This window comes from Pseudomonas sp. SJZ131 (assembly GCF_007828705.1).
Taxonomy (GTDB): domain Bacteria; phylum Pseudomonadota; class Gammaproteobacteria; order Pseudomonadales; family Pseudomonadaceae; genus Aquipseudomonas; species Aquipseudomonas prosekii.
In genome coordinates, this window is the sequence record NZ_VIVC01000007.1 from 194,845 (window position 1) to 219,486 (window position 24,642).

Annotated in this window: 24 protein-coding genes; 14 read left to right on the plus strand and 10 right to left on the minus strand. The window is 60.0% G+C overall.

Annotated features, from left to right (window positions below; all coding sequences use genetic code 11):
- Positions 1–45 precede the first annotated feature (45 nt).
- Positions 46–957: a LysR family transcriptional regulator gene (locus FBY12_RS26310; RefSeq protein ID WP_145257245.1), complete on the minus strand. Its 912-nt coding sequence runs from the start codon at positions 955–957 to the stop codon at positions 46–48.
- A 258-nt stretch (positions 958–1,215) separates the two neighbouring features.
- Between FBY12_RS26310 and FBY12_RS26315 the strand changes: the two genes are divergently transcribed.
- Positions 1,216–1,581, plus strand: coding sequence for a DUF2442 domain-containing protein (locus FBY12_RS26315; RefSeq protein WP_145257248.1), 366 nt, complete (start codon positions 1,216–1,218; stop codon positions 1,579–1,581).
- A gap of 19 nt (positions 1,582–1,600) precedes the next feature.
- Here the strand turns inward: FBY12_RS26315 and trmA are convergent, their stop codons facing one another.
- Together trmA and FBY12_RS26325 are read right to left on the minus strand one after the other, a co-directional pair.
- Complete coding sequence (trmA, locus tag FBY12_RS26320) at positions 1,601–2,680, minus strand: tRNA (uridine(54)-C5)-methyltransferase TrmA (protein WP_145257251.1); 1,080 nt, start codon at positions 2,678–2,680, stop codon at positions 1,601–1,603.
- A complete protein-coding gene (locus FBY12_RS26325; RefSeq protein ID WP_092277738.1) occupies positions 2,677–3,972 on the minus strand; it encodes an NCS2 family permease in 1,296 nt (431 codons plus the stop codon). Before FBY12_RS26325 ends, trmA begins: the two co-directional genes overlap by 4 nt.
- Before the next feature lie 205 nt (positions 3,973–4,177).
- On the opposite strand from FBY12_RS26325, the gene FBY12_RS26330 reads away from it, so the two are divergent.
- Together FBY12_RS26330 and FBY12_RS26335 are read left to right on the plus strand one after the other, a co-directional pair.
- Entirely contained in the window at positions 4,178–4,633 is a 456-nt protein-coding gene (locus FBY12_RS26330; RefSeq protein ID WP_145257254.1) for a DUF4879 domain-containing protein, read from the plus strand.
- A gap of 89 nt (positions 4,634–4,722) precedes the next feature.
- Positions 4,723–5,274, plus strand: coding sequence for a DJ-1 family glyoxalase III (locus FBY12_RS26335; protein WP_145257257.1), 552 nt, complete (start codon positions 4,723–4,725; stop codon positions 5,272–5,274).
- A gap of 6 nt (positions 5,275–5,280) precedes the next feature.
- Here FBY12_RS26335 and FBY12_RS26340 read toward each other — a convergent pair whose 3' ends face one another.
- Together FBY12_RS26340 and FBY12_RS26345 are read right to left on the minus strand one after the other, a co-directional pair.
- A complete protein-coding gene (locus tag FBY12_RS26340) occupies positions 5,281–5,568 on the minus strand; it encodes a HigA family addiction module antitoxin (protein ID WP_178111816.1) in 288 nt (95 codons plus the stop codon).
- A 14-nt stretch (positions 5,569–5,582) separates the two neighbouring features.
- Positions 5,583–5,861 (minus strand): type II toxin-antitoxin system RelE/ParE family toxin, encoded by a 279-nt coding sequence (locus FBY12_RS26345; RefSeq protein WP_145257260.1) that lies wholly within the window; start codon positions 5,859–5,861, stop codon positions 5,583–5,585.
- Between the two features lie 194 nt (positions 5,862–6,055).
- Here FBY12_RS26345 and FBY12_RS26350 point away from each other — a divergent pair, with 194 nt between their 5' ends.
- The 3 genes from FBY12_RS26350 to FBY12_RS26360 are packed head-to-tail and all read left to right on the plus strand — an operon-like array spanning position 6,056 to position 9,773.
- Positions 6,056–6,589 carry a (2Fe-2S)-binding protein gene (locus FBY12_RS26350; RefSeq protein ID WP_145257263.1) on the plus strand — a complete coding sequence of 178 codons (534 nt, stop codon included), beginning with the start codon at positions 6,056–6,058 and terminating at the stop codon, positions 6,587–6,589.
- Positions 6,586–7,572: a xanthine dehydrogenase family protein subunit M gene (locus FBY12_RS26355; RefSeq protein ID WP_145257266.1), complete on the plus strand. Its 987-nt coding sequence runs from the start codon at positions 6,586–6,588 to the stop codon at positions 7,570–7,572. The genes FBY12_RS26350 and FBY12_RS26355 overlap by 4 nt, the downstream gene beginning before the upstream one ends.
- The gene (locus FBY12_RS26360) at positions 7,572–9,773 is read left to right on the plus strand and encodes a xanthine dehydrogenase family protein molybdopterin-binding subunit (RefSeq protein ID WP_145257269.1); all 2,202 of its coding nucleotides are present in this window, start codon (positions 7,572–7,574) and stop codon (positions 9,771–9,773) included. The genes FBY12_RS26355 and FBY12_RS26360 overlap by 1 nt, the downstream gene beginning before the upstream one ends.
- Before the next feature lie 20 nt (positions 9,774–9,793).
- On the opposite strand, the gene FBY12_RS26365 is transcribed toward FBY12_RS26360, so the two are convergent.
- A complete protein-coding gene (locus tag FBY12_RS26365; RefSeq protein ID WP_092277751.1) occupies positions 9,794–11,032 on the minus strand; it encodes an MFS transporter in 1,239 nt (412 codons plus the stop codon).
- A 535-nt stretch (positions 11,033–11,567) separates the two neighbouring features.
- On the opposite strand from FBY12_RS26365, the gene FBY12_RS26370 reads away from it, so the two are divergent.
- From FBY12_RS26370 to FBY12_RS26380, 3 genes are all read left to right on the plus strand, one after another.
- Positions 11,568–13,004: a cytochrome ubiquinol oxidase subunit I gene (locus FBY12_RS26370; protein WP_121732801.1), complete on the plus strand. Its 1,437-nt coding sequence runs from the start codon at positions 11,568–11,570 to the stop codon at positions 13,002–13,004.
- A gap of 3 nt (positions 13,005–13,007) precedes the next feature.
- Positions 13,008–14,015: a cytochrome d ubiquinol oxidase subunit II gene (gene cydB / locus FBY12_RS26375; protein WP_121732800.1), complete on the plus strand. Its 1,008-nt coding sequence runs from the start codon at positions 13,008–13,010 to the stop codon at positions 14,013–14,015.
- An 83-nt stretch (positions 14,016–14,098) separates the two neighbouring features.
- Positions 14,099–14,266, plus strand: coding sequence for a DUF2474 domain-containing protein (locus FBY12_RS26380; protein WP_092277757.1), 168 nt, complete (start codon positions 14,099–14,101; stop codon positions 14,264–14,266).
- 79 nt (positions 14,267–14,345) lie between these two features.
- On the opposite strand, the gene FBY12_RS26385 is transcribed toward FBY12_RS26380, so the two are convergent.
- Positions 14,346–15,470: a class I SAM-dependent methyltransferase gene (locus FBY12_RS26385; protein ID WP_145257272.1), complete on the minus strand. Its 1,125-nt coding sequence runs from the start codon at positions 15,468–15,470 to the stop codon at positions 14,346–14,348.
- A 176-nt stretch (positions 15,471–15,646) separates the two neighbouring features.
- Positions 15,647–16,360 carry an autoinducer binding domain-containing protein gene (locus FBY12_RS26390; protein ID WP_145257275.1) on the minus strand — a complete coding sequence of 238 codons (714 nt, stop codon included), beginning with the start codon at positions 16,358–16,360 and terminating at the stop codon, positions 15,647–15,649.
- A gap of 333 nt (positions 16,361–16,693) precedes the next feature.
- Between FBY12_RS26390 and FBY12_RS26395 the strand changes: the two genes are divergently transcribed.
- Positions 16,694–17,470: a ferredoxin--NADP reductase gene (locus FBY12_RS26395; RefSeq protein WP_145257278.1), complete on the plus strand. Its 777-nt coding sequence runs from the start codon at positions 16,694–16,696 to the stop codon at positions 17,468–17,470.
- Positions 17,471–17,543: 73 nt separating this feature from the next.
- On the opposite strand, the gene mscL is transcribed toward FBY12_RS26395, so the two are convergent.
- The gene (mscL, locus tag FBY12_RS26400; RefSeq protein WP_092277765.1) at positions 17,544–17,969 is read right to left on the minus strand and encodes a large-conductance mechanosensitive channel protein MscL; all 426 of its coding nucleotides are present in this window, start codon (positions 17,967–17,969) and stop codon (positions 17,544–17,546) included.
- Positions 17,970–18,255: 286 nt separating this feature from the next.
- Here mscL and FBY12_RS26405 point away from each other — a divergent pair, with 286 nt between their 5' ends.
- The 3 genes from FBY12_RS26405 to radA all read left to right on the plus strand — a co-directional run bounded on the left by FBY12_RS26405 (position 18,256) and on the right by radA (position 21,839).
- Positions 18,256–19,797, plus strand: a complete 1,542-nt coding sequence (locus FBY12_RS26405; protein WP_145257281.1) for a catalase — start codon at positions 18,256–18,258, stop codon at positions 19,795–19,797.
- A 74-nt stretch (positions 19,798–19,871) separates the two neighbouring features.
- Positions 19,872–20,426 (plus strand): ankyrin repeat domain-containing protein, encoded by a 555-nt coding sequence (locus FBY12_RS26410; protein ID WP_121732795.1) that lies wholly within the window; start codon positions 19,872–19,874, stop codon positions 20,424–20,426.
- A gap of 45 nt (positions 20,427–20,471) precedes the next feature.
- A complete protein-coding gene (gene radA, locus FBY12_RS26415; RefSeq protein ID WP_145257283.1) occupies positions 20,472–21,839 on the plus strand; it encodes a DNA repair protein RadA in 1,368 nt (455 codons plus the stop codon).
- A 173-nt stretch (positions 21,840–22,012) separates the two neighbouring features.
- Here radA and FBY12_RS26420 read toward each other — a convergent pair whose 3' ends face one another.
- Positions 22,013–22,381, minus strand: coding sequence for a PilZ domain-containing protein (locus FBY12_RS26420; RefSeq protein WP_145257286.1), 369 nt, complete (start codon positions 22,379–22,381; stop codon positions 22,013–22,015).
- Between the two features lie 180 nt (positions 22,382–22,561).
- Between FBY12_RS26420 and FBY12_RS26425 the strand changes: the two genes are divergently transcribed.
- Entirely contained in the window at positions 22,562–24,628 is a 2,067-nt protein-coding gene (locus FBY12_RS26425) for a carbon starvation CstA family protein (protein ID WP_121732792.1), read from the plus strand.
- The last annotated feature ends 14 nt before the right edge of the window (positions 24,629–24,642 follow it).

Here is a 24,642-nt window from a genome sequence, read left to right on the forward strand (position 1 = left end):
CGGTGATCGGACATTTTTTCTATGGCACGCTGCGGGCCATCCTCATCAACGCGGCACATGCTCAAGCAGAAAATCAATAAACGCCCGCAGCCGTAACGGCACATGCCGACTCTGCGGATACAGCAACGTCAAGGGCCGCGAACGCCCGGCGTACGGCTTCAACACCTCCACCAACGAGCCATCGGCCAATTGGTTTTCAACGATGAAACGATAAGTTTGAAACAACCCCGCGCCGTGTTTGGCCAACGTCACGCCACCCAGCACATCATCGGAACAGCTGAGGCTGCCCTCGGCCAGAATCTCCCGTGGCACACCGTTATCGGTAAACAGCCAGGCAATCCGCCGCCCGCTGCTGGGCAGTTCGTATTGAATGCATTCGTGCTGCGCCAAGTCGTCGAGGGTTTGCGGCGTGCCGGCGCGCTTCAGGTATTCGGGGCTGGCAATCATCACCAGCGCTGCGTCTTCGAGGTGGCGCGCGATCAAACCCGAATCCGGGATCGCCCGCACGCGAATCGCCATGTCATAACCTTCGCCGACAAAATCGATGTTGCGATTGCTGATATGCGCCTCGACCTTCACCGCCGGAAAACGCGCGCGGAACGCTGGCAGCAACGGCAAGATCCGATGATGGGCGTAAGTCGTAGGAATACTGATACGCAACGTGCCGGACGGTTCCTGCTGCTGGCCCATGACCTCGCGTTGTGCCTCCACCAGTTGCGCCAACGCCTGACGACATTCCTCGTAATAACGACGACCGCTGTCGGTCAACTTCACACTGCGCGTAGTCCGCGCAAACAAGCGCACCGCCAGCCGCTCCTCCATCCGCGACACCGAGCGACTCACCGCCGCCGGCGTCACCCCGGCCACCAACGCCGCCGCAGTAAAACTACCCGCCTCGGCCGCCAGGCAGAACAGCTCGATACTGCCCAGCTGAAGATCGTCGAAGTGTCGTTGCATGATGGGTTTTCGCCGGGTGGGTGGGTGGGTGGGTGGGTGGGTCGGTTGATTGGACTTTTGGTTTACCAAATGTCACCGCATAAATACAGGTGATTCAATCCTGCAAGGGTGCACGGCGCAGTCGGCATGCTCGATGCTGGCGCAACGATGAAAAGATTGCTTACGAATTGTGGATTGCGCAGCGTCCTCGGGATGTTGAGTCTTCGGCCTCAACAATCTTGCCGGCGGTTTCATTCGAGTCGGCGCGAGGACGTCAAAATGAAAACTACAACAGCTCAAGAACTGATGGATGTACCGATAACTGAAGCAGTGCTGGACGAGGCGATTGAGCGAGGCCGTTTACGTCAGAAGAATAGCCGGCAGGCGACAGCGGTGAACTATCGGGATTCTTGTCTGACAATCAGTTTCAAGGATGGCAGTAGCGTTCGGTTGCCCGTGAAGTGTTATTCAGAATTTGATGGTTTTGGAGTCAAAGACTTTGCAAATTTGAAGGTTGGTTTTTCGGGGGCCGCACTCTGCAATGAGCAACTGGATTTGCACATATCCATCGCTGGAATGCTTTCTCTGCACGAGTCGAAATTACCCAATAAGCACCCACAAAAAAGCCGTCATCACGACGGCTGATTTGTAATCAGAACATCGGTTAACGCCGAGTCAGCAACACCCCGGATTCCATGTGGTGGGTCCACGGGAACTGGTCGAACATCGCGCATTGGCTGATGCGGTGGGTGTCGTGCAGTTGGGCGATGTTGGCCGCCAAGGTTTCCGGGTTGCAGGAGATGTAGAGGATGTTGTCGAAGCGTCGGGTCAGTTCGCAGGTGTCCGGGTCCATGCCGGCGCGCGGCGGGTCGACGAAGACGCTGCCGAATTCGTAGCTCTTGAGGTCGATGCCTTGCAAGCGGCGGAACGGGCGGACTTCGTTCAAGGCTTCGGTCAGTTCTTCGGCAGACAGGCGTACCAGCGTGACGTTATCCACGGCGTTTTCGCTGAGGTTGCTCAGCGCCGCGTTGACCGAGCTTTTGCTGATCTCGGTGGCCAGTGCTTTGCGCGTGCGCGTGGCGAGCGGCAGGGTGAAGTTGCCGTTGCCACAATACAATTCGAGCAAATCGTCCGAGCGCTCGCCGAGGGCGTCGTAGGCCCAGTTGAGCATTTTCTGGTTGACCGTGCCGTTCGGCTGGGTGAACGCGCCTTCCGGTTGGCGATAGCTGAACGTGCGGCCGCCGACGTCGAACTTCTCGACCACGTAATCCTGGCCGATGACTTCGCGTTTTCCCTTCGAGCGGCCGATGATGCTGACGTTCAGGTCTGCCGCCAGTTTGCTCGCCGCCGCATGCCAGTGCTCGTCCAGCGGACGGTGATAGCACAGGGTGATCATCGCGTCGCCGGCCAGGGTGGTGAGGAACTCCACCTGAAACAGCTTGTTGCTCAGCGGCGCGCTGGCTTGCCACGCAGCCTTGAGCTTGGGCATCAGTTCATTGATGCGCAGGCTGGCGATCGGGAATTGTTCGATAAGGATCGGCGTGCGTTTGTCTTCCGGGGAAAACATCGCGTAGTGACGGTCGCCGCCCTCGCGCCACAGCCGAAATTCGGCACGCAGGCGAAAGTTTTGCAGCGGCGAGTCGAACACTTCAGGTTCTGGCGCACTGAACGGGGCGAGCAGGTCACGCAAGCGCGTGACCTTTTCTTCGAGCTGGACGGCGTAAGCCTGGGAATCAAAAGTCATGCGTTGAACCAACCCAACTTGATCACAAACAGAATCGACAGGATCACCAGTGCCGGGTTCAGCTCACGGGCACGCCCGGACAGCAACTTGATCGCGGTCCAGGAAATGAAGCCGAAAGCGATGCCGTTGGCGATGGAATAGGTGAACGGCATTGCCAGCGTAGTGACCACCACTGGCGCGGCGACGGTGATGTCGTCCCAGTCTATTTCGGCCAGGCCGGATGTCATCAGCACGGCGACGAACAGCAGTGCCGGCGCGGTGGCGAAGGCTGGAACGCTGGCGGCCAGTGGCGAGAAGAACAGCGCCAACAGAAACAGAATCGCCACCACCACGGCGGTCAAACCGGTGCGGCCACCGGCACTCACGCCAGCGGCGGATTCGATGTAGCTGGTGGTGGTCGAGGTGCCCAGCAGTGAACCGGCCATGGCCGCGGTGCTGTCGGCGATCAGTGCGCGACCCATTTTCGGCATGTGGCCGTCCTTGCCCATCAGGCCGGCGCGCTTGGCGACGCCGATCAAGGTGCCGGAGTTGTCGAACAGATCAACGAAGAGGAAGGCGAAAATCACGCTGACCAGACCGATGTCCAGTGCGCCTTTGATGTCCAGTTGCAGGAAGGTCGGGGCCAGCGACGGTGGCATCGACATCACGCCGCCGAACGGCGTGAAGCCCAGCGCGATGGAGGCAATGGTCACTACCAGAATGCCGATCAGCACGGCGCCACGCACCTTCAGCGCTTCAAGCGCCACAATCAGCGCAAAACCCAGGGTCGCGAGGATCGGTGCCGGTTGTTTCAGGTCGCCGAGGCCGACCATGGTTGCCGGGTTGCTGACGACGATGCCGGCGTTGTGCAGGGCGATCAGCGCGAGGAACAGGCCGATACCGGCGGCAATCGCCGAGCGCAGCGGCAGCGGGATGCTGTTGATGATCCATTCACGGATGCGGAAGATCGACAGCAGAAAGAACAGCACCGCCGAGATAAACACCGCACCCAGCGCCACTTGCCACGTGTGGCCCATGTGCAGGACCACGGTGTAAGTGAAGAACGCGTTGAGGCCCATGCCCGGCGCGAGCGCGATCGGGTAGTTGGCGATCAGGCCCATCACTGTCGAACCGATGGCGGCGGCCAGGCACGTGGCGACAAACACCGCGCCTTTGTCCATGCCGGTCTCGCCGAGAATGCTCGGGTTGACGAACAGAATGTAGGCCATGGCCAGGAAGGTCGTGATGCCCGCCAGAATCTCGGTCCGCACGTTGGTGTTATGTGCCTTGAGTTGAAACAGCCGTTCCAGCATGTCCGCTCCCCGTGGCGCGCAGTGCGCCGTGAATGTATCGACCTCAACAGCAAAGCACAGACCGCCCAAGGCGCCCGGAATTTTCTGTGGGTCGGAAAAAGCCGCGCATCATACCAGCAGCGTGGGGCAATGGCTGCGATCGTCGGCGATGTTTTGTGCATCGGCGAACTGCGCCATACTGCGCGCCTGTTTTGGGGGAGTGATCATGGCGGGCATCAAGCGCAACATTGTTCGAGTGCTGGGGGGGATTTTCGCCGGTCTGGCCTGTGTGCCGGCGGTCATGGCTGCGTCGGCGCCGCCGCTGAGCAACGTCCAGGTACTCAAAGTGCAATCGGCGGCCTGCGGGATTGAAAATATTTCTGCCGGGCAGGAACGGACGCAATGCGATCACTCCGGCAACATCAAGGTTTACGTGCTGGAAATGGGCTACGGTCGCGCGCCTCGCGTCGGGCTTGACGGGTTCGAGCTCAAAGGAAAAGCCGACAAGGTCTGCGCGTTCGGCAATGGCAACCTGACTGAGTGCAGCGGTGCCGCGACGAAGATTGTCGGCACGTTGTACCTCTATGATCTGGGCAGCAAACAGGAAGGCACCTTCACCTTCAGCAACACCTCGATCAACGCGCCGGGCAACACCATTTCGACGCAGCTCTACATCAAGTAGCCGCCGGCAAAAACATCAGGTAACGGGCCAGCCGCACAGCAGTCAATAAAGCTGACTACGCTTCAAGGACTATCCTGTGGACCTTGCCCATGACTTCCAGAGCCCTGATTACCCTCGCCGAGGGCATCGATGACCTGCAATCCATCACCCTCGTCGATGTGCTGCGCCGCGCCGGGATCGAAGTGGTGCTGGCCAGCATCGAAGGTCGGCGCATGCTCACCTGCGCTCGCGGCACACGCCTGACCGCCGACGCGATGCTCGTCGATTTGCTCGCGCAACCGTTCGATTTGATCGTCCTGCCCGGTGGCGCCGTCGGCGCGCAACATCTGGCGGCGCATCAACCGCTCGCGCAATTGCTCAAGGACCAGGCCGCCGCCGGGCGCTTGTTCGCCGGCATCGCCGAAGCGCCGGCACTGGCGCTGCAAACCTTCGGCGTTTTGCGTCAACGGCGCATGACCTGCCTGCCCAGTGCCAGTCACCACTTGTCCGGTTGCAACTTCGTCGATCAACCGGTGGTGGTCGATGGCAACTGCATCACCGCCCAAGGCTCCGGCGCCGCACTGCCATTCGCGCTGGCACTGGTGGAAGCGCTGTGCGGTAAAGCCGCAAGAGCGGCGGTGGCGGGGGAGTTGTTGGTTTGACAGCGCTCAGGCATGAACTGCAATGCGCTCGATGATCGGTTGCTCGCGATGCTCCGCTTGCCAGAGGTCGTAATCGGTTTGGACGCCTAACCACGTTCTGGCCTGACCGATGCCCGCCCGCTCAAGACGGACTGCCAGGTCGGGGCTGATCGGTGCGTGGCCATGCAGCACTCGCGAAAGATGCGGCCGTGCAAAACCGAGATGGCGTGCCAACTCAGTTACGCTGATCCCCAATTCGGGCAATACGTCCAACAATAGTGTTTCACCGGGGTGCGGCGGATTGTGCATCGGCATGGTCCTGCCTCCTGTCAGTGATAGTCCAGATAGTCGACCAGTTCGATATCCGAGCCAATAAATCGAAAAATAATCCGCCAGTTTCCTGAAACGCTGAGAGACCAGTAATCGATCAGTTCTCCCTTGAGTGGATGCAATCGCCATCCCGGAAGATCCAGATCGCCAGGCATCACTGCGCGATCCATGAACTGCAACATCCGCGACAAACGGTTCGCATGGTTTGCACGAATCCCGCGCGTCGAACCTGATTCATAGAAGCCACGAAGGCCTTTGTGCCGAAAGGATTTGATCATGCGGCGAGTGTAAGGCGATACATTACACTCGATGCGGTATCTATGTATTGCACCTGATCGGCAAATTTGTGCTTCACGTCTGTTTTCGCCACAGATCAATTCCTTTGAACGCCCGTCCCACCCTCGAAGTCGTACCCCTTATGACGGCGGTTTACCAAAACGCTGCGAATGTACGATCAACCCGTGAGGTGTTTATGAGCGCAATTATTTCTGACGCTGAGCCGTCGGTGTTTACCCGTCATCCGTTGAGCCTGAAGCTCAATGGCCAGGCGCGTGAACTGCAAGTTTTACCCTGGACCACGCTGCTGGATCTGTTGCGCGAACAGCTGGATCTGGTCGGTACCAAAAAGGGTTGTGACCACGGCCAGTGTGGCGCTTGCACCGTGTTGCTCAATGGCAAACGCGTGAACGCCTGCCTGACGCTGGCGGTGATGTGCGATGGCGCCGAGTTGACCACTATTGAAGGCTTGGCTGAGGGCGATGAGCTGCACCCGATGCAGCAAGCGTTCATCAAGAACGACGCGTTCCAGTGCGGCTATTGCACGCCGGGGCAGATTTGTTCGGCGGTCGGGTTGGCTAATGAAGGTCGTGCGCAAACCACCGAGCAGATCAAAGAACTGATGAGCGGCAACCTCTGCCGCTGCGGCGCCTACAGCAACATCCGCGATGCCATCGAAGAAGCGTTGCCGGCCTGTCAGGCACGCGCCGCTCACGGAGGTGGCCAATGAATCCGTTCCAATACAGCAAGCCGGATTCAGTGGACAACGCCGTGCACCTGGCCGGGCCAGCGTCGCGCTTCATCGCCGGCGGCACCAATCTGCTGGACCTGATGAAAGAAAACCTCACGCGCCCCGAGCACCTGATCGACATCACTGGCCTGCCGCTGCGTGAAGTCACCGAGACCGCCAGCGGTGGCGTGATGATCGGTGCGCTGGTGAGCAACGCCGATTTGGCCTGGCACCCGCTGATCGAGCAGCGTTACCCGCTGCTGTCGCAGGCGATTCTCGCCGGGGCGTCGCCGCAATTGCGCAACATGGCCAGCACTGGCGGCAATCTGCTGCAACGCACGCGCTGCTATTACTTTTACGACGCCAACGTGCCGTGCAACAAACGCGAGCCCGGCAGCGGTTGCCCGGCGAAGGATGGTCTGAACCGGATTCACGCGATTCTCGGCGCCAGCGCGCAGTGCGTCGCCACCCACCCGTCGGACATGTGCGTGGCGCTCGCAGCGCTGCAAGCGGTGGTCCACGTGCAAGGTCGCAATGGCCAGCGCACCATCGAATTCGCCGATTTCCACCGTTTGCCCGGCGACACGCCGGAGCGCGATAACCAGTTGGCCGACGATGAGCTGATCACCGCCATCGAGCTGCCCGCCGCCGGTTTCGCCGAACACAGCAATTATCTGAAGATTCGTGATCGTGCCTCTTATGCGTTCGCGCTGGTTTCGGTGGCCGCTGCGCTGGAAATCACTGATGGCGTAATCGGCCAGGCGCGCCTGGCGCTCGGCGGTGTGGCGCACAAACCGTGGCGTGACACCGAGGTGGAAAACTCGCTGATCGGCAAAACCCCGAACGCAGAAACCTTTGCCGCTGCCGCCGACGCCTTGCTGCAACACGCGCAACCGCTCGAACACAACGCTTTCAAAGTCACACTGGCGCGCCGCGCGATTATCCGCGCTCTGAGCGATGCCGCGCAGGGAGGGCAAGCCTGATGAACACGTTTACCAAACCGCTGGGCCAGCCATTGGATCGAGTCGACGGCCATCTCAAAGTCACGGGTCAGGCGCGTTATGCCGGCGAGTTTCCTGAAGAAGGTCTGCTGCACGGCAGTGTGGTCTCCAGCAGCATCGCCCACGGTCGTGTGGTCAGCATCGACGCCTCGAAAGCCCTGGCATTGCCCGGCGTCGTCGCCGTGATCGACCACACCAATCGGCCGAAAATTGCCAGTTATGACGAAGATTACGACGACGCCGATTCCGCCGAAGGCTCGCCGTTTCGCCCGTTGTACAACGACCGGGTGATGTACAGCGGTCAGCCGCTGGCCTTGGTAGTAGCGGACAATCTTGAGCTCGCGCGTTACGCCGGCTCACTGATCGAGATTGAATACGCCAGCGAATCGCATCAGACCGATCTGCTGAGCCTGCAGGACGAAGCCCATCCGGCGCCGGCCGAACTTCCCAAGCCGCGTGGGAATTTTCAGGCTGAATTTGCCGGAGCGGCGCTGAGCCTCGACCTCAACTACAGCACGCCGATCGAGCATCACAATCCGATGGAACCGCACGCCAGTACCGTGTTGTTTCAGGCGGACGGCAGTCTGCACATCCACGACAAGACCCAAGGCCCGCAGAACTGTCAGTCCTACGTGCAAAAAGTCTTTGGTCTGGAAAAAGAGCAGGTACGGATTTTCGCCGCGTACGTCGGCGGCGCGTTCGGTTCGGGCCTGCGGCCGCAATATCAATTGCCATTGGCGGTGATGGCGGCGCTGCACCTCAAGCGTTCGGTACGAGTGACGTTGACCCGCCAACAAATGTTCACGTTCGGCTATCGGCCGCGCACCTTGCAGCGCCTGCAATTGGGCGCTGCAGCCAACGGGCGCCTGCTCGCGGTCGGGCATACCGCCATCGGCCAGACCTCGCGGTTCGAGGATTTCACCGAGCACGTGGTCGAATGGAGCGGCATGCTTTACCACTGCGACAACGTGCAACTGACCTACAAACTGGTGCCGCTGGACGTGTTCACGCCGCTGGACATGCGCGCGCCGGGCGCCGCTTTGGGGCTGATCGGCCTCGAATGCGCGATGGACGAACTGGCCTGCGCGCTGGCGATCGATCCGGTGCAACTGCGTCTGGTCAACTACGCCGAGCGCAATCAGAACGAAGACAAACCGTATTCCAGTAAAGAACTGCGCGAATGTTATGCACAGGGCGCCAAGCGTTTTGGCTGGGAGCAGCGCGATCCCGAGCCGCGCAGCATGCGTCAGGGCCGACAGTTGGTGGGTTGGGGCATGGCGGGCGGTGTATGGGAAGCGATGCAGCAAAAGGCCAGCGCCAAGGCCTCGCTCGATCACCACGGCAAGCTCACGGTCAGCAGCGCCACCACCGATATCGGCACCGGGACCTACACGGTCATGACGCAAATTGCCGCGCAGGCGTCAGGCGTTGCGCATGAGGACGTAGTCTTTGTCCTCGGCGATTCGTCGTTGCCGACGGCGCCATTGCAGGGCGGCTCGTTTACGGTGTCTTCGGTCGGCACGGCGGTGCAGCAGGCCTGTGAAGCGCTGAAAGAGAAACTCTTGGCCGTGGCGCGGCAGACTCATCCGGCATTCGGCGCGGTGACGCTGGAGCAAGCGACCTTCGAAGAAGGGCACTTGTTGTTCGGCGATGAGCGGGTGTCGCTGGCTGATCTGGCGCGCGACAGTGGCGAAGACGCGATCGAGGTTCAAGTCGACGCCGAGCCGGACAAAAAACGTGACGCCTACGCCACTGCGACCCATTCGGCGGTGTTTGTTGAGGTGCTGGTCGACGAAGATCTCGGCACGATCAAGGTCAATCGCGTGGTCAGCGCCATCGCTGCCGGGCGTGTGGTCAACCCGAAAATGGCCCGTAGCCAGATTCTCGGCGGGGTGGTCTGGGGCATCGGCATGGCGTTGCACGAAGAAACGCAAACCGACCATGCGCTCGGCCGCAACATGAACCACAGCCTGGCCGAGTACCACATACCGGTAAACGCTGACATCGGCGAGATAGACGTGCTGTTTGTCGAAGAAAACGACGAGATCGTCAACGCCCTCGGTTCCAAAGGCGTCGGCGAGATTGGCATTGTCGGGGTGGCGGCGGCGGTGGCGAATGCGATCTATCACGCCACCGGCAAACGGGTGCGGGACTTCCCGATCACCCTGGACAAAGTGCTCTAGGGCACTTCGTCCAACGTGCGCTAGACCTTGGCTTCTTCGACCAATTCGCTCATGCGGTCGCGGTTGGCCAAGGTCGGGAACAGTTTGATCCAGGTGCCAGTCACCACCAGCGTGCCGATGCCGCCCATGACCACGGCCGGCACGGTGCCGAACCAATGGGCGGTGAGCCCGGATTCGAATTCGCCCAGCTGATTCGAGGCGCCGATGAACAAGCCGTTCACGGCGCTGACCCGGCCGCGCATTTCATCCGGGGTTTCCAATTGCACAAACGATGCGCGGATGACCATGCTGATCATGTCCGCCGCGCCCAGCACTACCAGCACCGCAAGTGAAAACCAGAACGACGTCGACAGGCCGAACGCAATGGTCGCGACGCCGAAGATCCCGACCGCCGTGAACATCACCCGGCCGACTTTGCGCTCTACGGCAAATCGCGCGAGGTACAGCGACATCAGCAACGCGCCCACCGCTGGCGCCGAACGCAGCAGGCCCAAGCCCCACGGGCCGGTGAGCAAGATGTCTTTGGCGAACACCGGCAGCAGCGCGGTGGCGCCGCCGAGCAGCACGGCGAACAGGTCGAGGGAAATCGCCCCGAGAATGTCCGGGCGGCTGCGAATGAAACGAATCCCCGCCAGCAGCGAATCCATGGTCGCTTTGCCCTTGTTCAACGGCGTCTGCCGCGCGGGCAGGTTGAGCATCAGGCCGCAGGCGATGATGTACAGAATCACCGTCGGGCCATACACCCAGACGCTGCCGAAGGCGTAGAGCAAACCGCCGAGCGCCGGGGCGACGATGGTTGCCGATTGCTGCGCCGATTGCGCGGCGGCGACGGCGCGCGGGAACAAGGTGCTGGGCACGATGCTCGGCAGCAGGGCCTGGGTGGTCGGCATTTCGAAGGAGCGCGCGGCGCCGAGCAGGAACGCGAGGATGAAGATCATCTCGCGGGTGACGTGGTCAGTGGCGCTGCCGATTGCCAGCGACAACGCGATCAACGCTTGCAGCGACTGGCAGATTGCCGCGACTTTGCGCCGGTCGTAACGGTCGGCGACATGCCCGGTGTGCAGCATGAACAGCACGCGCGGAGCGAATTCGACCAGACCGACCAGGCCCAGATCCAGCACGTTGCCGGTCAGTTGGTAGAGATTCCAGCCGATCGCCACGGTAAGCATCTGAAAACCGCTGGCGGTAAACACCCGAGCCAGCCAGAACGCGAGAAAAGGTCGGTGGTGACGTAACAGCAGGGGCGCTTGGCTGGGCATCTGAAGGCATGTCTTGGGCGAGGGGAAGGTCGAGGTTATCACCAAGCTGTAACCGGAAGTTACGGTGGAGGAAAATTTAGTTAGCAAGACAACGATCAAATCACTCCGGTGTACGAGATCCCCTGTAGCAGTTGGCGAAGCCTGCGTCCGGCTGCGAAGCAGCCGCAAGGCCAGACACCACGGTGCATCAGGTCAGCCGCGGTCACCGGAAGAACGACTGCTTCGCAGCCGGACGCAGGCGTCGCCAGCTGCTACATGGACGAGGTGGGCTTGGTAGCCAGCACTGTGAGGCAACCTGTCACGCGGCAATCGACCACAGCGGCCATCGTCCGAAATGCGACTACTCTTTCACCATTGCTTGATCCAGATCAAAACCCTTGCGGGAAATGATCCGGCGGCCACATGGCCAGACTCCCTACGCTGTGACGCTTATAAAAAGAACCAATTGAATTTCGCCACACTCCATATCCGTGGGGGCAGAGTGGGTGCAGGGCCATAAGCCCTACAGCCGGTATTACCTGATAGAGGAAGACTTATGTTCGGTTTGGAGGCGCTTGATCTCGCCCGGATGCAGTTCGCGTTCACCATCTCGTTCCACATCCTGTTCCCGGCCATCACCATTGGTCTGGCGAGTTACCTGGCGGTGCTCGAAGGCCTGTGGCTGAAAACCAACAACGACACCTACCGCGACCTCTACCATTTCTGGTCGAAGATCTTTGCCGTCAACTTCGGCATGGGCGTGGTCTCCGGGCTGGTCATGGCGTATCAGTTCGGCACCAACTGGAGCCGCTTCTCGGACTTTGCCGGCGCCGTCACCGGGCCGCTGCTGACCTATGAAGTGCTCACCGCATTCTTCCTCGAAGCCGGTTTCCTCGGCGTCATGCTGTTCGGCTGGAACAAGGTCGGGCGCAACTTGCACTTCTTCTCCACCGTCATGGTGGCCGTCGGCACGCTGATCTCGACGTTCTGGATTCTCGCGTCCAACAGCTGGATGCAGACCCCGCAAGGCTTCGAAATCATCGACGGCCGCGTGATTCCGGTGGATTGGCTGGCGGTGATCTTCAACCCGTCGTTCCCGTACCGCTTGATGCACATGGCAACTGCCGCGTTCGTCGCGACGGCGTTCTTCGTCGGTTCCTCGGCGGCCTGGCATTTGCTGCGCGGCAAGGACAACCCGGCGATCCGCACGATGCTGTCGATGGCGATGTGGATGGCGTTGATCGTCGCCCCGATCCAAGCGGTGATCGGCGACTTCCACGGCCTCAACACGCTCAAGCATCAACCGGCAAAAATCGCCGCGATTGAAGGTCACTGGGAAAACAAGGGTGATGAGGCGACGCCGCTGATCCTGTTTGGCTGGCCCGATATGAAAGAAGAGCGGACCAAGTTTGCCGTGGAGATTCCGTACCTCGGCAGCCTGATCCTGACGCACTCGCTGGACAAACAAGTGCCGGCGCTCAAGGACTTCCCGCCGGAAGACCGGCCGAATTCGACCATCGTGTTCTGGTCGTTCCGCACCATGGTCGGCCTCGGTTTCCTGATGATCTTCACCGGTTTGTGGAGCCTGTGGCTGCGCAAGGGTGATCGTCTCTACACCTCGCGGCCGTTCCTGTACCTCGCATTGTGGATGGGCCCGTCCGGCCTGATCGCGATTCTCGCCGGGTGGTTTACCACTGAAATCGGCCGTCAGCCGTGGGTAGTTTACGGTTTGATGCGCACGGCGGATGCGTCCTCCAATCACAGCTTCATGCAGATGAGCATCACCCTGGTGTTGTTCGTGGTGGTTTATTTCGCACTGTTCGGCGCCGGTCTCGGCTACATGATGCGACTGGTGCGCAAAGGTCCGAAGATCGACGAGGGCAAGGAAACCAACGAAGGTGGCCCAGGCAAGAAACGCACGCCGGCCCGTCCGTTGTCCGCCGCCGACGACGATCACGCAGATGCCGACCACACCGTGACCAAGGAGATTTGAATCATGGGTATTGATCTTCCGCTGATCTGGGCCGTGATCATCATCTTCGGCATCATGATGTACGTGGTCATGGACGGCTTCGACCTGGGCATCGGGATTCTCTTCCCGTTCATCCCCGGCAAAACCGACCGTGACGTAATGATGAACACCGTGGCGCCAGTCTGGGACGGTAACGAAACCTGGCTGGTACTCGGCGGCGCGGCGTTGTTCGGGGCGTTCCCGCTGGCTTATTCGGTGGTGCTCTCGGCGTTGTACCTGCCGCTGATCTTCATGCTCATCGGGCTGATCTTTCGCGGCGTTGCGTTCGAATTCCGCTTCAAAGCCAAGGACGACAAGCGGCACCTGTGGGACAAGGCGTTCATCGGTGGTTCGGTGGCGGCGACGTTCTTCCAGGGCGTAGCGCTCGGGGCGTTTATCGACGGCTTGCCGGTGGTCGACCGCCAGTTCGCCGGCGGCTCGCTCGACTGGGCGACGCCGTTCACCATGTTCTGCGGCGTAGCGTTGGTGATTGCCTATGCGTTGCTCGGTTGCACCTGGCTGATCATGAAGACCGAAGGCAAGTTGCAAGAGCAAATGCACAACCTCGCGCGGCCCTTGGCGTTCGTGGTGTTGGCGGTGATCGGCATCGTCAGTATCTGGACGCCGTTGACCCACGCCGACATCGCCGCGCGCTGGTTCACGCTGCCGAATCTGTTCTGGTTCCTGCCAGTGCCGATTCTGGTTCTGGTGACCATGTACGGTCTGATCCGCGCCGTCGCTCGCAATGCGCATTACACGCCGTTCCTGCTGACGCTGGTGCTGATCTTCCTCGGCTACAGCGGCCTGGGCATCAGCTTGTGGCCAAACATCGTGCCGCCGTCGATCTCGATCTGGGACGCCGCCGCACCGCCGCAAAGTCAGGGTTTTATGCTGGTCGGCACGCTGTTCATCATCCCGTTCATCCTGGGTTACACCTTCTGGAGCTACTACGTATTCCGCGGCAAAGTCACCCATGAAGATGGCTACCACTAGCCGAACCGCGCACCCGTAGGAGCAGAGCTTGCTCGCGAAGGCGTCCTCCCGGACGCCATCACCCTCAAATGAGGATTGCAATCATGTCCACCAAACCGTCCCTGCACGAGATTCAACAGGCCGAAAAAAAGCCGCTGTGGCAGCGGCTTGGATGGTTGGCGATGATCTGGACCGGCAGCGTCGTGGCGCTGTTCATCGTCGCCAGCCTGATGCGCATGTTCATGAATGCCGCGGGCCTGAGCACGCACTGAAGCCATTCAACTATTCCCGTTCCGTGCCTTGTGACACGGTTTCTCAACCCTCCTGATGGAGGGTTTTTTTTGCCCGGGATTATTTGCGCGCTTTCAGAATGACGAATTTCGGCGTCGCCGCCACTTGCTCGACCCCGCGAAACAGCCGCGCCAGTTTGCTGTGATAACCCAAATGACGATTGCCGACGATATACAGCGCGCCACCCACCACCAGCGCTTCGCGGGCCTGCTGGAACATGCGCCACGCCAGAAAATCGCCGACCACTTGCTGCTGATGAAACGGCGGATTGCACAAAACCACGTCCAGCGATTGCGCTTCCTGCCCGGCCAGACCGTCATCCGCGCGCACGATCACCTCGCGCTCGCCGAGCGCCGCGCGCCAGTTTTCGCTGGCCGATTGCACCGCCATGAACGACTCGTCCACCAGCGTGTACTGCGCGTCAGGGTTTTGCAGGGCGCTGGCGATGGCCAACACGCCGTTGCCGCAACCGAGATCAGCCACCCGCGCCGCGCCAAGGTTTCTCGGCAGATGCGGCAGGAACGCGCGCGTGCCGATATCCAGGCCTTCGCGGCAGAACACGTTGGCGTGGTTGAGCAGTTCGATGGCCGGCTCGTCGAGCAGGTAACGCGAAGGGTAGGGCGAGGTGGCCGGCGCTTTCGCTTCGGGTGTGGCAATCAGCAAACGCGCTTTTTTCACCGCCAGCGACGCCTGAACCGGGCCGATGTAACGTTCGAGCAGATCGCCAGCCGCACGCGGCAGATGCTTGACCATCGCCGCAGCAATCACCTGCGCGCCCGGCGCCAATTGGCTTTGCAGGCGAATCAGTTGTTCTTCGAGCAGGGCGAGGGTTTTCGGCACGCGGATCAATACACGATCAAACGGCCCGGCCAAGGCTTCGTTGGCCGGCACACTCGGCACGGCGTCGAAACTCAGGCCATTGCGAATCAAATTCTTTTCCAGACCCTGAAACGCCAAGTACGAGTCACCACTGCTGGTGATCCGGACCTTGCCCGCGAGGCTCGCAGCCAATGCGCCAAAACTGTCGTTGAGCACCAACACTCTGCAGTCAGCGCCCGGTTGCTGTTCGGCCAGATGATTGAGCAGGTATTCGTCCGCGGCATCGAAGGCTTGCAGCGGTTCGTTCTGCTGTTCGGGCTGGCGAATCAGGTCGAGTTCGGCGAAGGGTGTTTCGAGCAAAGGCATGGGGCGGGGGCTCTGGATAATCAACGGGTATCCCGCAGCCCTGGGGCGATGTAGCGGGCAGAAACGGCCGAGTGGACTGCGCCGTGGAGGTTCCCACGTCATCACTCTGGACGGATCGCAAATGGTACGTTTTTTTCGGGTGGATTACCCGCAGGTTTTCCTCGGACAGAACGTCCTCAGATGACGCCGACCCGGGTGGCTTTGATCACGGCGGAAATCTTGTTGCACACGCCGAGCTTCTCGATGGAGCGGTGCACGTGGAAATTCACCGTGCGTTCGCTCAGGTTGAGAATCCGCGAAATCTCATAAGCGGTCTTGCCGTCAGCCGATAATTTCAGCACCTCGATCTCTCGCGCAGACAGGTGCGGGATGCTCGGCGCAGGGGCTTTCCTGGGCAGCGCCATCGCGGCCAAGGCGTGCAAATGGCGACTGATGAGCACCGTGAATCCGAGGTTTTCATACATCTCATACGCGGTCACCTCACAGTGGCTTCGAGCCAGGCTCAAAACGCTGCACAGGTCATTTTCCTCGTCGTGGATCGACTGCGACCAGCCGTGCTGCAGCTTTTGCTCTTGCATGGCCTGCCAGATCCATGGGGTTTTGGCGAAAGCGTCTTCAGACCAAAGAATCGGCAACATTGATTGCGCGCAGTGGGCGGCGACAGGGTCAATAACGTCAAACTTGTTCTGTTCGTAGAGGGTGTTCCAGTCTGGGGGGAAGTTGTTGCGTATAAATGCTGTGGTTGATGTGGTCGGCGCCTTGGAGGTGGTTGAGAACGCGCAAAACTTGAAGCCCAGATTTTTGATGAAGTTAAGCGAAATCTGGTACGCGGTATCAAACTCTTTGGCGCCCGCCAACTGGTTGAGCTGTGTCTCCTTCCATCTTTCCATTAGCGTAATCTCCATTTACGTGTTTCGTTGGGGTGCAGATTGGATCCAATGATCCGGTACGTCCGGAGTGTAGGACTAATCTTCGGAAAACGCCCTGACTATTTCGCGATGGGAACGTTCATCAATTCGATAATGAGTTCTTAAGGTTGTAACACTTCTGTAACTATCAATATGAGCTTCGTACTGCAGTTCATTTATCCGGTGATTCGGCGCCGTCAAAAACTTCGCTCGCGCCTTCCGCTAAAACATTTCAGCTAATGCCACTACAAACCATCGGTGTTTAACCCGCCTGCTTTGCGGGACACTGGCCGCACCTGTCCGATGGAGTGCCACATGACCGCCAGTGCAGAAAAATTCACCCGCCAGACCCTGCTCGACGTCCAACCACTGACCCCGAGCCTGTTTACCTTGCGCGCCACGCGGGATTCGGGCTTTCGTTTTGTCGCGGGTCAGTTTGCCCGGTTGGGCGTGACCAAGGCTGATGGCAGCACGGTGTGGCGCGCCTATTCGATGGTTTCTTCACCGCATGACGAGTTTCTCGAATTCTTCTCGATTGTCGTGCCGGGCGGCGAATTCACCAGTGAGCTGAGTCGTTTGAAAGTCGGCGACACCTTGCTGATCGAGAAAATGGCCACCGGTTACCTGACGCTTGATCGCTTCATTGATGGTCGTGACTTGTGGCTGTTATCCACAGGCACGGGCGTGGCACCGTTTCTGTCGATCCTGCAGGACTTCGAAGTCTGGGAGAAATTCGAGCGCATCATCCTCGTCTATAGCGTGCGCGAGGGACGGGAGCTGGCTTATCGGGACTTGATCGCAGGGCTGGCACAGCGCGATTACCTGGCCGAGTACGCGCACAAACTGCACTTCATCCCGACCGTTTCCCGCGAGCAATTCGACGGCGCGCTCAATGGGCGCATTACCACCCTGATCGAGAATGGCGAACTGGAGCGCGCGGCAGGCGTGGCGCTGACCCCGGAGCACTCGCGCGTGATGATTTGCGGCAACCCGCAGATGATCGACGACACCCGCAAGCTGCTCAAACAACGCGACATGAACCTCAGCCTCAGTCGCCGGCCTGGGCAAGTCGCGGTAGAGAACTATTGGTAGAGATCTACCGGTAAATAACGGCCGGCAAAAACCGCTGGTAAAAAAAACGGCGCCCCGCAGGCGCCGTTTTTTATCACTCCAACCGTCTCGGTTGTTCGTTCTGCGCCTTGAGCAGATCGCGGATCTCGCTCAACAGCTCTTCTTCTTTGGTCGGCACTGGCGGCAGTTTCGGCGCCACGGCCTCTTCACGCTTCAAACGATTGATCAGTTTGACGCCCATGAAGATCGCGAACGCAACGATCACGAAGTCGATCATGGTCTGGATAAACTTGCCGTACGCCAGCACAACCGCCGGGATGTCGCCGTTGGCAGCCTTGAGCGTAATCGCCAGATCACTGAAATCCACCCCACCGATCAGCAGACCGAGGGGTGGCATGATCACGTCGCCGACGAACGACGAAACGATCTTGCCAAACGCGGCGCCGATGATGATACCGACGGCCATGTCGACCACATTGCCTTTGACCGCGAAGGCCTTGAACTCGTTTATCACGCCCATAGGTGATTTCCTTGTTACAGATGAGGTTGGTGAACGCAGTGTAAATCAGCAAAACGCATCTCGCTCGAAACACCTGCTTACATGGCTTGCCTGCAGTCGACCCGCCTGATTGCGAAAAGTTTACAAAAAGCCAGCACTCGCGCGCGGTTACCCCGTCTAGACCGTGGCTTCCAGCCCGTTTTGCCTATCGGTGCGGTTGGGCATTTCTATTTAGATTTTGCGCCAGCGGTCTCTAGCCTCTGTCGGGCGCACCTGGATGCGCCTTAAAAAATCAGAGGAATCTCCAATGCAAATTTCCCTTGGCCCCGGGGCTTTTCCCCATCGCCGCGCCCTCGGCGTTTTGAGCGCCGGCCTGCTGTCGTTTTCTGTGAGTGCAGCCACCCTGACCCGCGATAACGGTGCCGCCGTCGGCGACAACCAGAACTCGCAAACCGCCGGCGCCACTGGCCCGGTACTCCTGCAAGACGTGCAATTGATCCAGAAACTCCAGCGTTTTGACCGCGAACGCATTCCCGAACGCGTGGTGCACGCTCGCGGCACCGGCGCCCACGGCACCTTCACCGTGACCGACGACCTCAGCGATCTGACCAAAGCCAAAGTGTTCGCCGCCGGCCAGAGCACCCCGGTGTTCGTGCGTTTCTCGGCGGTGGTGCATGGCAACCACTCCCCGGAAACCCTGCGTGACCCGCGCGGTTTTGCCACCAAGTTCTACACCGCTGACGGCAACTGGGACCTGGTCGGCAACAATTTCCCGACCTTCTTCATCCGCGACGCGATCAAATTCCCGGACATGGTCCACGCCTTCAAGCCCGATCCGCGCACCAACCTTGACGACGATTCGCGCCGTTTCGACTTCTTCTCCCACGTACCGGAAGCCACGCGCACCCTGACCGAGTTGTATTCCAACGCTGGCACACCTGCCAGTTATCGGCAGATGGACGGTAACGGTGTTCATGCCTACAAGTTAATCAACACTAAAGGTGAAGTTCACTACGTGAAGTTTCACTGGAAGAGTTTGCAAGGGATCAAGAATCTCGATCCGGCAGAAGTGGTCAAAGTTCAAGGTCAGGACTACAGCCATCTGACGAATGATTTGGTCACCAACATCAACAAAGGCAACTTTCCGAAGTGGGACTTGTACGTGCAAGTGGTCAACCCTCAAGACTTGTACAAGTTTGATTTTGATCCATTGGACGCAACTAAGGTCTGGCCGGGTATTGCCGAGCGCAAAGTTGGACAAATGGTGTTGAACCGTAATCCGGCGAATGTATTTCAGGAAACCGAACAAGTTGCCATGGCACCGGCGAACCTGGTGCCAGGTATCGAGCCTTCGGAAGACCGTTTGTTGCAAGGTCGAGTGTTCTCTTATGCCGATACGCAGATGTATCGTCTCGGCGCCAACGCCCTGCAATTGCCGATCAACGCAGCGAAAGTGCCAGTGAACAATGGCAATCAGGATGGCGCGATGAACAGTGGCGCCAGCAACTCTGGCGTGAACTATCAGCCGAGCCGTTTGCTGCCGCGTGAAGAGGCGCAAACCGCGCGCTACAGCCAGTCGGCGCTGAGCGGCAGCACCCAGCAGGCGAAGATCCAGCATGAGCAGAACTTCAAGCAGGCTGGCGATTTGTATCGCTCGTTCAGCCCGAAGGAGCGTCAGGACCTGATCGACAGCTTCGGCGGTTCGTTGGCGACCACCGACGATGAGAGCAAGCACATCATGCTGTCCTTCCTTTATAAGGCTGATCCGGAGTACGGCAGCGGCGTCACCAAAGTGGCCAAGGGTGACCTGGCGCGGGTCAAGACGCTGGCGGCGAAACTGGCGGACTGAGCGCTTTTTTGCCTGAACACGCGGGGCCTCGTTCGAGGCTCCGTCCCCTCTGCGCCACATTGAAGGAGCCAGTCATGCGTTGGTGTTTATGCTTTTTTCTGGCAGCGCTCTCGTCGAGTGCGTTTGCCGAGCCTGCGGCCGATGTCACGCAAGATCCGGCCGCGCTGAAAGCGCAACTGCAGGATTACTATTTCGACGCCGCGCGCCGTGGCGATGTGCCGATGCTCGAGACTTTTATCGACGCCGGTTATTCCCTCGATACCCGCGACGCCAAGGGTTACACCGCGCTGATTCTGGCGGCGTACCACGGTCAGACGGAGGCGGTGAACCGCTTGCTCGCCGCCGGCGCCGATGCCTGCGCGCAGGATCAGCGTGGCAACACGGCGCTGATGGGCGCTATTTTCAAGGGTGAAATGCACATCGCGCGCACCTTGCTGGCCAGCGATTGCAGCCCCGATCAACGCAATGGCGCCGGGCAGACTGCCGCGATGTACGCCGGACTGTTCAATCGCGTGGAATTGCTCGATGCGCTGAAAGCCAAGGGCGCCGACCTGAATGCCGAAGATCCGCTGGGCAATAGCGCCGCGCGTCTGGCCAGCGGTGAAATCCGCAACGCCGCGCCGCGCTGATCCAGTCCGGCTGCGTTATCATCGCGGTTTTTCCCGGGGGTTCAGATGGCCAAGGCCAAACGCATGTACGGCTGCACCGAGTGCGGCGCGACTTTCCCCAAGTGGGCCGGCCAGTGCGGCGAGTGCGGAGCCTGGAACACCCTGACCGAAACCATGGTCGAGAGCGGCGGCGCTGCGGCGCCCAGCGGTCGCACCGGTTGGACCGGCCAGCAGGCGCAGATCAAGACCCTGGCGGAAGTCAGCGTCGAAGAAATTCCGCGTTTCTCCACCGCCTCCAGCGAACTCGATCGGGTATTGGGCGGCGGTCTGGTGGACGGCTCGGTGGTGTTGATCGGCGGTGATCCGGGCATCGGCAAATCGACGATTCTGTTGCAAACCTTGTGCAACCTCGCCAAGAGCATGCCGGCGCTGTATGTCACCGGCGAAGAATCCCAGCAACAAGTGGCGATGCGCGCGCGTCGCCTCGGTTTGCCCCAGGACAAGCTGCGGGTGATGACCGAAACCTGCATCGAAACAATCATCGCCACGGCCCGCCAGGAAAAACCCAAGGTCATGGTGATCGACTCGATCCAGACGATTTTCACCGAACAGCTGCAATCGGCGCCCGGCGGTGTTTCTCAGGTGCGCGAGAGTGCGGCGCTGTTGGTGCGTTACGCCAAGCAGAGCGGCACGGCGATTTTCCTCGTCGGCCACGTGACCAAGGAAGGCGCGCTCGCCGGCCCGCGGGTGCTGGAGCACATGGTCGATACCGTGCTGTATTTCGAAGGCGAATCCGATGGCCGTTTGCGTTTGCTGCGGGCGGTGAAAAACCGTTTCGGCGCGGTCAACGAACTCGGCGTGTTCGGCATGACCGACAAGGGTTTGAAAGAAGTCTCCAACCCTTCGGCGATTTTTCTTACGCGCGCGCAGGAAGAAGTCCCCGGCAGTGTGGTGATGGCGACGTGGGAAGGCACGCGACCGATGCTGGTCGAAGTGCAGGCGCTGGTCGATGACAGTCATTTGGCCAACCCGCGCCGGGTCACGCTGGGGCTGGATCAGAACCGTCTGGCCATGCTGCTGGCGGTATTGCACCGCCATGGCGGGATTCCGACCCACGATCAGGACGTGTTCCTCAACGTGGTCGGCGGGGTCAAAGTGCTGGAAACCGCCTCGGATCTGGCGCTGATGGCGGCGGTGATGTCGAGCCTGCGCAATCGGCCGCTGCCGCATGATCTGCTGGTGTTCGGCGAAGTCGGCTTGTCGGGTGAAGTGCGCCCGGTGCCGAGTGGCCAGGAGCGCTTGAAGGAAGCGGCGAAACACGGCTTCAAACGCGCAATCGTGCCCAAGGGCAACGCACCGAAAGAAGCGCCGCCGGGCTTGCAGATTATCGCGGTGACCCGACTGGAACAGGCGCTGGACGCTCTTTTCGAATAACTTGCCCCATTGCTTGCAACATAATCTGTAGCAGCTGGCGAAGCCTGCGTTCGGCTGCGAAGCAGACGCAAAACCTGAGTGCGAGATTTTCCTGAAACACCGAGTCGCCGGACTCCACGACTGCTGCGCAGCCGGACGCAGGCTTCGCCAGCTGCTACAAGGGGTACAGGTTATTAAACCTCGATCAACGCACCCAACTCGCGCTCCAGTTCTGCCGGGTCGCCGAGGTTGAACTCGATCAACCGCCGCAAGCGCTCGATGGATTCCAGGCTGATGTGTTTGCAGACGAAGCCGAGCTGGCCGTGGTCGTCGTGTGCCAACTCGACGTCCATTTTGATCTCGACGTCAGTGGTCAGGTGAATATCCACCAGAAAATGCTGCGCCGGATGACCCAGCCAGGGTTCGGGCTTCTCTATCAGCAAGCCCTTGAGTGACAGGTCGATCAGCTTCACTGGCCAGGTCAATGCTCCCTGGCTCAGCTCGGTGCGGGCGTCGAACTCGATTCGTTTGAAGCGGCGGCGATCGGCAGGCTGGTCACTCATGGCGCAATCCTCGTGAAGGTTGCGTGACTATAGACCGGCATTGGCGAGCGCGGCCAGCACGCTGATGGTTCCAGACCGCACGCTGATGGCTCTAGACCAATGTTGGGTATGGTCTTTATCGACAGGCGAGCTAAACTCCGGATGGCTGTCTTTCTTGTCCACCCTGGCTGGAATATAAAAATGAAAAATAATAATAGCCTGCTACGCCACATACCCTGGCTGCTGCTGGCAATCGTAGGAGCGTGCGCCCTGGGCGTAGTGGCATTGCGCCGAGGCGAGGCGATCAACGCCTTGTGGATTGTGGTCGCCGCAGTGGCCATTTACCTCGTTGCATACCGTTACTACAGCCTGTTCATCGCAACCCATGTGATGCAACTCGATCCACGTCGGGCCACCCCCGCCGTACTCAACAATGATGGCCTGGACTACGTCCCGACCAACAAACACATCCTGTTCGGCCACCACTTCGCGGCCATTGCTGGCGCCGGGCCTTTAGTCGGTCCAGTGCTGGCGGCGCAGATGGGTTATCTGCCCGGCACGCTGTGGCTGATTGCCGGCGTGGTGCTGGCCGGTGCGGTGCAGGATTTCATGATCCTGTTCCTCTCGACGCGGCGTAACGGCCGGTCGCTCGGCGACATGGTCCGTGAAGAAATGGGCCGTATCCCCGGGACCATCGCGCTGTTTGGCTGCTTCCTGATCATGATCATCATCCTCGCGGTGCTGGCGCTGATCGTGGTCAAAGCCCTGGCCGAGAGCCCGTGGGGGATTTTCACGGTGATGGCGACCATTCCGATCGCGATGTTCATGGGCATTTACATGCGCTACATCCGCCCGGGCCGCATCGGTGAAATTTCCATCGTTGGCGTGCTGCTGCTGTTGGGCTCGATCTGGCTGGGCGGGCAGATTGCCGCCGATCCGGTGTGGGCCAAGGCGTTCAGCTTCACCGGCGTGCAGATTACCTGGATGCTGGTCGGTTACGGTTTCGTCGCGGCTTCGTTGCCGGTATGGCTGATCCTGGCGCCGCGCGATTACCTGTCCACGTTCCTCAAGATCGGCACCATCATCGCTCTGGCGATCGGCATTCTGGTGACCATGCCCGAGCTGAAAATGCCCGCGCTGACCCAATTCGTCGACGGCACCGGGCCGGTGTGGAAGGGCGGTCTGTTCCCGTTCCTGTTCATCACCATTGCCTGTGGCGCGGTGTCCGGGTTCCACGCGCTGATCTCCTCTGGCACTACGCCGAAGTTGTTGGATAACGAAGTCAATTCCCGCTACATCGGCTACGGCGCGATGTTGATGGAATCCTTCGTCGCCATCATGGCCATGGTCGCCGCTTCGGTGATCGAGCCGGGCGTGTATTTCGCCATGAACAGCCCGGCCGCTGTGGTCGGCGCCGACGTGGTAACGGTCGCGCAAACCGTCAGCAGTTGGGGTTTTGCGATTACTCCGGAAGCGCTGCAAGCGGTCGCGCATGACATCGGCGAAACCACGATTCTGGCGCGTGCCGGCGGTGCTCCGACGCTGGCGGTCGGGATCGCGCAGATCCTGCACAGCGTGCTGCCGGGTGAAAACACCATGGCGTTCTGGTACCACTTCGCCATTCTGTTCGAGGCGTTGTTTATCCTGACGGCGGTCGATGCGGGCACCCGTGCCGGTCGTTTCATGCTGCAGGATTTGCTGGGTTCGTTCGTTCCGGCGCTGAAACGCACCGAGTCCTGGACCGCCAACCTGATCGCCACCGCCGGTTGTGTGGCAATGTGGGGCTGGTTGTTGTATCAGGGTGTGATAGATCCGCTGGGCGGGATCAATACCTTGTGGCCGCTGTTCGGCATCTCCAACCAGATGCTCGCCGGCATCGCGCTGATGCTTGCCACGGTTGTGCTGATCAAAATGAAACGCCAACGCTACATCTGGGTGACCATGCTGCCAGCCGTTTGGCTGCTGATCTGCACCACCACGGCCGGTTTCATCAAGCTGTTCGACGCCAATCCGGCGATCGGCTTCCTGTCGCTGGCGCGTAAATACAGCGATGCCTTGGCCAATGGCCAGATCCTCGCGCCGGCCAAGGACATTACGCAGATGAACCACGTGATCTTCAACGCCTATACCAACGCGACGCTGACGGCACTGTTCCTGTTTGTGGTGTTCAGCATTCTGTTCTACGCGCTCAAAGTCGGGATTGCGGCTTGGGGCACCAAGGAACGCACGGATAAAGAAGCGCCATTCCAGGCGCTGCCGGATGCTTGATCGAGGATTGCAAC

Coding starts and splice junctions, on each gene's coding strand:
- FBY12_RS26390 (WP_145257275.1), bottom strand. CDS start 16,360: ATGGAAAGATGGAAGGAGACACAGCTCAACCAGTTGGCGGGCGCCAAA.
- FBY12_RS26380 (WP_092277757.1), top strand. CDS start 14,099: ATGTCCACCAAACCGTCCCTGCACGAGATTCAACAGGCCGAAAAAAAG.
- FBY12_RS26395 (WP_145257278.1), top strand. CDS start 16,694: ATGACCGCCAGTGCAGAAAAATTCACCCGCCAGACCCTGCTCGACGTC.
- FBY12_RS26345 (WP_145257260.1), bottom strand. CDS start 5,861: ATGATCAAATCCTTTCGGCACAAAGGCCTTCGTGGCTTCTATGAATCA.
- FBY12_RS26330 (WP_145257254.1), top strand. CDS start 4,178: ATGGCGGGCATCAAGCGCAACATTGTTCGAGTGCTGGGGGGGATTTTC.
- FBY12_RS26340 (WP_178111816.1), bottom strand. CDS start 5,568: ATGCCGATGCACAATCCGCCGCACCCCGGTGAAACACTATTGTTGGAC.
- FBY12_RS26315 (WP_145257248.1), top strand. CDS start 1,216: ATGAAAACTACAACAGCTCAAGAACTGATGGATGTACCGATAACTGAA.
- mscL (WP_092277765.1), bottom strand. CDS start 17,969: ATGGGCGTGATAAACGAGTTCAAGGCCTTCGCGGTCAAAGGCAATGTG.
- FBY12_RS26310 (WP_145257245.1), bottom strand. CDS start 957: ATGCAACGACACTTCGACGATCTTCAGCTGGGCAGTATCGAGCTGTTC.
- cydB (WP_121732800.1), top strand. CDS start 13,008: ATGGGTATTGATCTTCCGCTGATCTGGGCCGTGATCATCATCTTCGGC.
- radA (WP_145257283.1), top strand. CDS start 20,472: ATGGCCAAGGCCAAACGCATGTACGGCTGCACCGAGTGCGGCGCGACT.
- FBY12_RS26325 (WP_092277738.1), bottom strand. CDS start 3,972: ATGCTGGAACGGCTGTTTCAACTCAAGGCACATAACACCAACGTGCGG.
- FBY12_RS26410 (WP_121732795.1), top strand. CDS start 19,872: ATGCGTTGGTGTTTATGCTTTTTTCTGGCAGCGCTCTCGTCGAGTGCG.
- FBY12_RS26350 (WP_145257263.1), top strand. CDS start 6,056: ATGAGCGCAATTATTTCTGACGCTGAGCCGTCGGTGTTTACCCGTCAT.
- FBY12_RS26360 (WP_145257269.1), top strand. CDS start 7,572: ATGAACACGTTTACCAAACCGCTGGGCCAGCCATTGGATCGAGTCGAC.
- FBY12_RS26405 (WP_145257281.1), top strand. CDS start 18,256: ATGCAAATTTCCCTTGGCCCCGGGGCTTTTCCCCATCGCCGCGCCCTC.
- FBY12_RS26355 (WP_145257266.1), top strand. CDS start 6,586: ATGAATCCGTTCCAATACAGCAAGCCGGATTCAGTGGACAACGCCGTG.
- FBY12_RS26385 (WP_145257272.1), bottom strand. CDS start 15,470: ATGCCTTTGCTCGAAACACCCTTCGCCGAACTCGACCTGATTCGCCAG.
- FBY12_RS26335 (WP_145257257.1), top strand. CDS start 4,723: ATGACTTCCAGAGCCCTGATTACCCTCGCCGAGGGCATCGATGACCTG.
- FBY12_RS26425 (WP_121732792.1), top strand. CDS start 22,562: ATGAAAAATAATAATAGCCTGCTACGCCACATACCCTGGCTGCTGCTG.
- FBY12_RS26420 (WP_145257286.1), bottom strand. CDS start 22,381: ATGAGTGACCAGCCTGCCGATCGCCGCCGCTTCAAACGAATCGAGTTC.
- FBY12_RS26365 (WP_092277751.1), bottom strand. CDS start 11,032: ATGCCCAGCCAAGCGCCCCTGCTGTTACGTCACCACCGACCTTTTCTC.
- FBY12_RS26370 (WP_121732801.1), top strand. CDS start 11,568: ATGTTCGGTTTGGAGGCGCTTGATCTCGCCCGGATGCAGTTCGCGTTC.
- trmA (WP_145257251.1), bottom strand. CDS start 2,680: ATGACTTTTGATTCCCAGGCTTACGCCGTCCAGCTCGAAGAAAAGGTC.